The 7,876-nt window shown below is 75.5% G+C and carries 7 protein-coding genes; 3 read left to right on the top strand and 4 right to left on the bottom strand.

What is annotated here, in order from left to right:
- Both lanKC and G3I42_RS10820 read right to left on the bottom strand, forming a co-directional pair.
- On the bottom strand, nucleotides 1–1,928 hold a 1,928-nt coding region (lanKC, locus tag G3I42_RS10815), incomplete at its 3' end, for a class III lanthionine synthetase LanKC (protein WP_164284798.1).
- Nucleotides 1,929–2,122: 194 nt separating this feature from the next.
- Nucleotides 2,123–2,566, bottom strand: a complete 444-nt coding sequence (locus G3I42_RS10820) for an SRPBCC family protein (RefSeq protein ID WP_164284801.1) — start codon at nucleotides 2,564–2,566, stop codon at nucleotides 2,123–2,125.
- 127 nt (nucleotides 2,567–2,693) lie between these two features.
- On the opposite strand from G3I42_RS10820, the gene G3I42_RS10825 reads away from it, so the two are divergent.
- Together G3I42_RS10825 and G3I42_RS10830 are read left to right on the top strand one after the other, a co-directional pair.
- Nucleotides 2,694–4,085 (top strand): GNAT family N-acetyltransferase, encoded by a 1,392-nt coding sequence (locus tag G3I42_RS10825; RefSeq protein ID WP_203606640.1) that lies wholly within the window; start codon nucleotides 2,694–2,696, stop codon nucleotides 4,083–4,085.
- Nucleotides 4,086–4,250: 165 nt separating this feature from the next.
- On the top strand, nucleotides 4,251–5,933 hold the full coding sequence (locus tag G3I42_RS10830; RefSeq protein ID WP_164284804.1) for a DUF885 domain-containing protein: 1,683 nt from the start codon (nucleotides 4,251–4,253) through the stop codon (nucleotides 5,931–5,933).
- Between the two features lie 142 nt (nucleotides 5,934–6,075).
- Here G3I42_RS10830 and G3I42_RS10835 read toward each other — a convergent pair whose 3' ends face one another.
- Entirely contained in the window at nucleotides 6,076–6,546 is a 471-nt protein-coding gene (locus G3I42_RS10835; protein WP_164284807.1) for a rhodanese-like domain-containing protein, read from the bottom strand.
- A 93-nt stretch (nucleotides 6,547–6,639) separates the two neighbouring features.
- Between G3I42_RS10835 and G3I42_RS10840 the strand changes: the two genes are divergently transcribed.
- A complete protein-coding gene (locus G3I42_RS10840) occupies nucleotides 6,640–7,104 on the top strand; it encodes an Lrp/AsnC family transcriptional regulator (protein ID WP_164284810.1) in 465 nt (154 codons plus the stop codon).
- Nucleotides 7,105–7,183: 79 nt separating this feature from the next.
- Here the strand turns inward: G3I42_RS10840 and G3I42_RS10845 are convergent.
- Nucleotides 7,184–7,876, bottom strand: a 693-nt coding sequence (locus tag G3I42_RS10845; protein ID WP_275405244.1) for an SbcC/MukB-like Walker B domain-containing protein, incomplete at its 5' end; no start/stop codon positions are given.

Raw genomic sequence — 7,876 nt, forward strand, 5'->3', positions numbered from 1 at the left:
GCGGCGGCGCGCAGCGGGGCCGCCTCCGCGCTGCCTGCGCGTGCGGCGAGGGTGCCGAGGACGAGGGCGATGCCGGCCTGTCCGCCGTGCAGGGCGGGCGGGAGGGCGTGCAGGGGTTCCCGGGCGATGAGGGCGGCGAGGTCGAGGGCTTCCTGGGTGTGGCCGAGGCGGTCGAGGGTCCAGGCGATGCCGGCCAGTCCGTCGTAGAGGCCGCAGGGGGTGCCGGAGGCGGGTGCCTTCGTCCGCGCGAGCAGCCACTGCTCGGCCTCGGGACATCGTTCGCCCGCCGCGTCGAGGGCGTGCAGCACGCCCGCCGTGCCGTGGCCGAGGCTCGCGCCGCCCGCGGGGGAGGCGAACTGGGCGATGTCGCCGGGGAAGCAGCGGTCGGCGCGCTCGGGGGTGCGGGAGGCGAGCAGGGCGCGGACGAGGAGGTCGCGGGCGCGCGGCCAGGAGGTGAGGGACACCGCGTCCGGCGCGGGCGTCCGGTCGCCGTGGTCCGGCGGTCCCTCGATCTCGCGTACGGCCACGTCGAGCGAGGCGCGGGGGACGGGGAAGGTCTCGGCGACCGCGTCGGCGAGGCGCGTGGCGTGGCCGCGGTCCAGGCCGAAGAGCGTCGTGAGGGGGAGGTGGAGGGCGAGGCGCAGGCAGGCGAGGGCGTAGGTGTCCACGGCCTGTCCGGTGCGGTCCCGCGGGGCGGCGAAGGCGGGGTTGGCGACGGTGGGCCGCACCGCGTCCGCCATGCGGGAGGCGGCCTCGAAGTCGAGGAGCACGACGTGCTGTTCGTCCTCGCTCACCATGACATTGCTCATGTGCAGATCGCCCATGACCACTCCGCGCGCGTGGACGGCGGCGACGGCGTCGGTGACGAGCCGGTGCATCCGGTCGGCCCAGGCGGCGTGTGCGGCGAGCGCCGCCTCGCCGGGTGCGGAGCGCGAGAGCGGGAAGCGGCGGGCGAAGAGCGTGTTGAGCGTCGTGCCGGGCACGAAGTCCATGACGAGGAAACGGTGTTCGCCCACGGTCAGGTGCTCGTGCACGGCGGGCACGCAGTCGAGCCCGGCCAGCGCGCGCAGCATGTCCTCCTCGTGCGCCAGGCGTCTCACGGCGTCGGTGCCGTCGGCGGCGAGCCCGGCGTGGGGGCGCGCTTCCTTGAGGACGAGGCGCCGCCCTGTGCGCGGGTCCTCGGCGCGGTAGACGCCACCGCCGTTGGAGAAGTGCAGGGCGCCCTCGATGGTGTACGGGATGCCGTCGGCGCCCGCGGCGGCTCGCGCCGCGAGGTGCGGGGCGAGGAAGGGGGGCGGGGTGACCCAGGCGGGCACGGTGAAGACGGGGCCGCGCGGATCGGGGACGAGGGTGCCTGCGGGGTCGGCGACGGCGGGCACGGGGAGCCCGTCGGGTCCGGGGCAGAAGCGCGGGGCGAAGGCCCCGTAGCGCACGTGCACGGGACCCGCGCCGATTCTCAGGTCGCTCAGGATGTACGGCCCGGGCTCGCCGTCGAGCGCGGCGGCGAGGTCCCGGCACAGGGGCTCGAAGTCCTCGGGTGCCGGCGGGTAGAGGGTCAGGAACTTGCCGCTGCCCGCGCGGTCCGCGTACTTCCCGTTGCGCAGGAGCAGCAGCGTGGGCGTGGGCACGAACTTGAACGGGACGCGGCGGGCGAAGCAGAGCCGGGCCGTGCGCGCGAGGACGCGGGGTGCCGCGTCCAGGCTCGCCGAGACGTGGATCTTCCAGCCCTGCGGCGGCACGTGCGCGCCGGCGGGGGCCAGCGAGCGCCAGTCGCCGCGCCGCGCCTCCTCCCAGCCGGGCGGTACGGTGCCGAGCGCGTCGGCGTAGTCCTCGGCGCCCCGCTGCGCCGGGAGACCGGCCCGCGCGTGGTGCGTCGTGTCGTAGAAGAGAGGATGCGCGGCGGCGTACGCGGCGTACTCGGGGTTCACGCGGCCTCCCTCGGTGCGGTGCGGGGCCACCGGAAGCGGCGGCGCGATCGAGAGTGGCACGCCGCGACCCCGGTCAGGCAGTGCCTGTTGTCACCACTGCGGGCGCCGTCCCGCACGCCCCCGGTGTGCTTCCCGCACCTGCCCGGCGAGCGCCGGGGCGGGCGGTGGGCGCGCGAAACGCACGTGCCGCGCGCTCACGCCTCGTCCACCAGCAGCCGGTCCACCGCCCGCCCGAAGACCGCCGCGGCGGCGCGCCGGGTCAGGGGGTCGGCCGCGCGGGGGAGGCCGCGCAGGCTGATGTCCTCCGTCCAGCGGACGCGGCAGCCCGTCGCGAGGGGCAGGACCTCGACGAGGGCCCAGCCCGTGAAGACCCGGCCGCGCTTGTCGAGACGGCACGTGCCGGGGGCGTCCCCCCGCGGAGGCCGCCACGCGGTGACCTCCATGGGGTCGTCGAAGCCGAGGCGGCCGATACGGGTGCGGGCGACGAAGACCGTGCCGAGCCCGCCGCCGGGCGGCCCGCTCCGTACCCGTACCGCCGTGAGCGGGGCGACGCGGCCGTGCCGGCGCCAGTCGGTGAGCAGGTCCCAGGCGCGGGCGGCCGGGAGCGTACTGCCGCGCTCGATCACGAAGAGAGCCACGAGATGCCTTTCGCTTCATTCATGGACATGACGGACCAGATCCGCGCGTTCCGGATCGGAACGATACTTAACCGATCAGTCACAAAGCGTTCGTTGTCGCGCAACACCCGTGCCCAAAGCTGAGTGCATGAATGCTGAGACCTCTGTGCACAAGGCGGCCCCGCGCCCGCGCCACTGGCGCCGCGAACTCGTCGAGCTGGCCGCGCTCTTCACCGCCGTCGCCGTCGCGGACGCGGTCGCCAACACCGTCGCGCACGGGCCCGGGGGCCCCGAGCTGCTGATCACCTCGGCGGTGCTGCTCGCCGCGACGGCCGGTTTCCACGTGTGGTGGTCACGCCGCCACGGACACGCCCCTCCCCCGCTCGATACCGGTACCGGCGCGGAGCCGGTGACCGGGGAGCACGGCGGCGCGACCGTCCTGTGGCGGATGCGCACCACCGTGCGCGACGAGCCGGGCTCGCTCGCCGCGCTGTGCGGGGCGCTCGCGCGGCACCGCGTCGACATCCTCAGCCTCCAGACCCACCCGCTCGCCGAGGGCACCGTCGACGAGTTCTCGCTGCGCGCCCCCGCGAGCCTGGAGGCGGGCGCGCTGAGCCGCGCGGTCGCCGCCGCGGGCGGCAGCGGTACGTGGATCGAGCGGGCCGACGCCCACGACCTCGTGGACCCGCCCGCGCGCATCCTCCACCTCGCCACGCGCACCGCGCTCGACCCGGCCGAACTCCCCCTCGCGCTGCGCGAGCTGCTCGGCCGCTGCGCGATCCGCTCGCTGCCCGCCGGGAAGGCCGCGGAGGGCGCGGAGGGCATCCACGACGGCGAGGGCGGTCCCGGTACCGTCCTGCGCCTGCACACCCCCGAGGGAGACGTCGTCACCGCCGAACGGGCCTACCTGCCCTTCACCCCGACCGAGTTCGCGCGCGCCCGCGCGCTCCTCGCCCTCGACGCGCGGCTCGGCCCCCGGCTCCCCGGCGGCGCCGAGGTGTACACCCTGCCGCGCGGCGAGGCCGTCACGGTCGAACGGGCCGGGCAGGGCGACCTGGAGGAGGCGAAGGAACTCCACGCCCGCTGCTCCCCCGCGACGCTCGCCCGCCGCTACCACGGCCCGGTGCGCGACGCGGACCGCTACCTCGCCCACCTGCTCAGCCCCCGGCACGGCCGCACCCTCGCGGCCCGGACCGCCTCCGGGCAGCTCGTCGCGCTCGGGCACCTGTTGTGGGACGGCGAGGAGACGGAGGTCGCGCTGCTCGTGGAGGACGCCTGGCAGCGCAGGGGCGTCGGCTCGCGGCTCCTGGAACGGCTCGTCGCGATGGCCGCCGAAGCGGAGGCGGACAGCGTGTACGCGGTGACGCGGGCCTCCAACACCGGCATGGTCGCCGCGATGCGCGGCCTCGGGCTGCCGCTGGACTACCAGATCGAGGAGGGCACGCTCGTGGTCACGGCGCGCCTCGCCGGGTACGTGCCGGACGCGGCGCGGCACGAAGGGGCCCGGGGCACGGTGGGCGAGCGGCGCGGGAACGCCTGAGCCGCGCGCGTACGAATCGGGCCCGGGGCGCTGTGGTCCCGGGCCCGTTTGCGTGCGAGAACGACCGCTTTCGCCCCGTACCTTTCGGCAATCCGTCCGGAAAGCGGACGCCCCGAGGCTGCCGGCCGGATGACACCGCCCGTCGTCAGGTACCAAGATGAGCGCATGCCAGAGACGAAGACCCCGCTCCCCCGCGAGGTCGCCGACGCCTACGTCGACGACCTCGTCGCACTCGACCCGATCACCGGTACGTACCTCGGTGTCGCCGAGAGCGCCACGCGGCTGCCCGACTTCTCCCCCACCGGGGCCGAGGCGTTCGCCGCGCTCGCCCGTACCACCCTGGACCGGCTCGCCGAGGCCGAGCGGGCGCCGGGCGCCGACAGCGACATCGAGCGGCGCTGTGCCCGCCTGCTCCGCGAGCGCCTCACCGCCGAACTCGCCGTCCACGAGGCGGGCGAGCACCTGCGCACCGTCGGCAACATGAACACCCCCGCCCACCCCGTGCGGGACATCTTCACGCTGATGCCGACCGCGACCGAGGAGGACTGGCGCGCGATCGCCGCGCGCCTGCGCGCCGTCCCCGCGGCGCTGGAGGGCTACCAGGAGTCGCTCGCGCTCGGTCTGGAGCGCGACCTGCCCGCGCAGCCCGAGCCGACCGCGACCTTCGTCGAGCAGCTCACCGAGTGGGCGGGTGAGGGCCGCGGCTGGTTCGACGACTTCGTCGCCGCGGGCCCCGAGGCGCTGCGCGCCGAGCTGGAGGAGGCCGCGCGCGGCGCCACGGCCGCCGTCGTCGCGCTGCGGGACTGGGTGCGCGACGAGTACGCGCCCGAGATCGCCGACGCCCCGGCCGTCGTGGGCCGCGAGCGCTACGCGCGCTGGGCGCGGAACTTCAACGGCGCCGACCTGGACCTCGACGAGGCGTACGCGTACGGCTGGTCCGAGTTCCACCGGCTGCTCGCCGAGATGCGCACCGAGGCCGAGAAGGTGCTGCCGGGGGCGGAGACGCCGTGGGTGGCGCTCGCGCACCTCGACGAGCACGGCACCCGCATCGAGGGCGTCGAGGAGACCCGCCAGTGGCTCCAGGGCCTCATGGACGAGGCGATCGAGCAGCTGGACGGCACGCACTTCGAGCTGGCCGACCGGGTCCGCAAGGTCGAGGCGTGCATCGCTCCCGCCGGGAGCGCGGCGGCCCCGTACTACACGGAGCCCTCCGAGGACTTCTCGCGGCCGGGGCGCACGTGGCTGCCCACGATGGGCGAGACGAGCTTCCCCGTCTACGACCTGACGTCGACCTGGTACCACGAGGGCGTCCCGGGCCACCACCTCCAGCTCGCGCAGTGGACGCACGTCGCCGACAGCCTCTCGCGCTACCAGGCCGGGATCGGCATGGTCTCGGCGAACGTCGAGGGCTGGGCGCTGTACGCCGAGCGCCTCATGGACGAGCTGGGCTACCTCGACACGCCCGAGCAGCGCCTGGGCTACCTCGACGCGCAGATGATGCGCGCGGTCCGCGTCATCATCGACATCGGCATGCACCTGGAGCTGGAGATCCCGGCCGACTCTCCCTTCCACCCGGGCGAGCGCTGGACCCCGGCGCTCGCGCACGAGTTCTTCGCCGCGCACAGCAGCCGTCCCGCGGCGTTCGTCGCGAGCGAGATGATCCGCTACCTCTCGATGCCGGGCCAGGCCATCGGCTACAAGCTGGGCGAGCGCGCCTGGCTGACGGGCCGCGCCAACGCGCAGAAGGCGCACGGCGCTTCCTTCGACGCGAAGAAGTGGCACATGGCCGCGCTCTCGCAGGGCTCGCTGGGTCTCGATGACCTGGTGGAGGAGCTGTCGCGGCTCTGAGCGGCTGACGCGGTACGGGGAGGGGCGGGGACCGGCCGGGTTCCCGCCCCTCCGCGCGGTCCGGACCGGCCGGGTGCGGGCCCCCTCCGCGCGGGCGGGGGGCGCTCGGCCCCTGGCTCTCCCCGCCCCCTCCCCCGCGCTCTCAGCAGCCGCAGTCGTCCCCCGCGAGCGGGGCCGTCAGGCGGTCCGCCGGCTCGCGGCGCGTCACGGCGGGCGCGGTGCCGGTCTCGTACGGGAACCCCTCCCGCACCCAGTACTCGAAGCCGCCCATCAACTCCTTCACCCGGAAGCCCTGTTCGGCCAGGACGAGGGCCGCGCGCCGCGCGCCGTCGCAGCCCGGTCCCCAGCAGTGGACGACGACGGGGACCTCGGGGTCGAGTCCGTGGGCGCCGGTCGCGAGGACGGCGGTGGGCAGGTGCCTGGCGCCCGGGAGACGCCCCTGGGTCCAGGCCTCCTCGGAGCGGGTGTCGACGAGCACGAAGCCGGGCTCGCCCTCCCGCCCGAGCGCGGCGGCCACGTCGGAGACATCGGCGGCGTGCGCGAGCAGAGCGCGGAAGTGGGCGGCGCTCGCGGCGGGTTCGGCGAAGCGGCCGAGCGCTGTGGTGGTGTGCATGGGGTCAACGGTACGGAGCCGGGGCGGCCCGGCACAGGCGGAAAACCCGGCCTTCACCGGCCCGCGCCGGGGAAACCCTGGTATACCGGCAGCATGACACCGCATTCCACGGGCTCGCCCGACGCCACCGACTGGCGACTGCTCGACGCGCTCCAGCGGGACGGGCGTGCCTCGTTCGCCGAGCTGGCGCGCGAGGTGGCGATGTCGCCGAGCGCGGTGACGGAGCGGGTGCGGCGCCTGGAGGAGGCGGGATTCGTGCGCGGGTACACGGCCGTCCTGGACCCGGGGCGGCTCGGGCTCACGGTGCTCGCCTTCGTCCGGCTGCGCTACCCCACGACGAACTACAAGCCGTTCCACGACCTCATGGCCGTCATGCCGCAGGTGCTCGAAGCGCACCACGTGACGGGCGAGGACTGCTTCCTGCTGAAGGTCGCCGCGCGCTCGATGCGGGACCTGGAGACGCAGGTGGGCCGTATCGGGACGCTCGGCGCCGTGACGACGAACGTGGTGTACTCCTCGCCGCTGCCCAGCCGGGCGCTGCGCACCCCGGACGACTGAGCGCCCGTGAAGACTGAGCACCCGGGAAGACCGCCGCTCCGGGAGACCGCGCACCCGGGAGGGCCGAGCGCCCGGCGGCTCAGAAGCCGCGCTCCCGTACCGTCGAGCCCGCCCGCCCCTTGACGACCTCCAGTTGCGCGGGCACCCGGCGGCGCAGTTCGCCGACGTGGCTCACGATGCCGACGCAGCGCTCGCGCTCGCGCAGCCCGTCGAGGACGTCCATGACCTCGTCGAGGGTCTGCTCGTCGAGACTCCCGAAGCCCTCGTCGATGAAGAGCGTGTCGAGCCGCACCCCGCCCGCCTCGTCGGTGACGACGTCGGCGAGGCCGAGCGCGAGGGCGAGCGAGACGTAGAACGTCTCGCCGCCCGACAGGCTCGCCGTGTCGCGTTCGCGCCCGGTCCAGGCGTCGACCACGTGCAGGCCGAGCCCGGAGAGCTTGCCGCGCGCCGCGCGGTCGTCGGAGTGGACGAGCGTGTAGCGGCCCTGCGACATGCGGGCGAGGCGGGCCGTCGCCGCCGCCGCGATCTGCTCCAGGCGCGCGGCGAGCACGTACGACTCCAGGCGCATCTTCCGCTCGTTGCGCTTCGCGCTGCCCGCCGCGAGGTCGGCGAGCCCGCTCACGAGCGCGTGCCGGGCGCGCAGCGGGCCGAGTTCCCCGACGCGCGCCGCGAGCGTGGTGGAGAGGGTGCCGAGCGTGGTGGTACGGGACCGGGCGGCGTCGTGCGTGGACGCGGCGGCACGGGCGGCGGCCTCGGTGGCGCGGACGTGTGC

It is taken from the genome of Streptomyces sp. SID11385 (assembly GCF_010548245.1).
Taxonomy (GTDB): Bacteria; Actinomycetota; Actinomycetes; order Streptomycetales; family Streptomycetaceae; genus Streptomyces.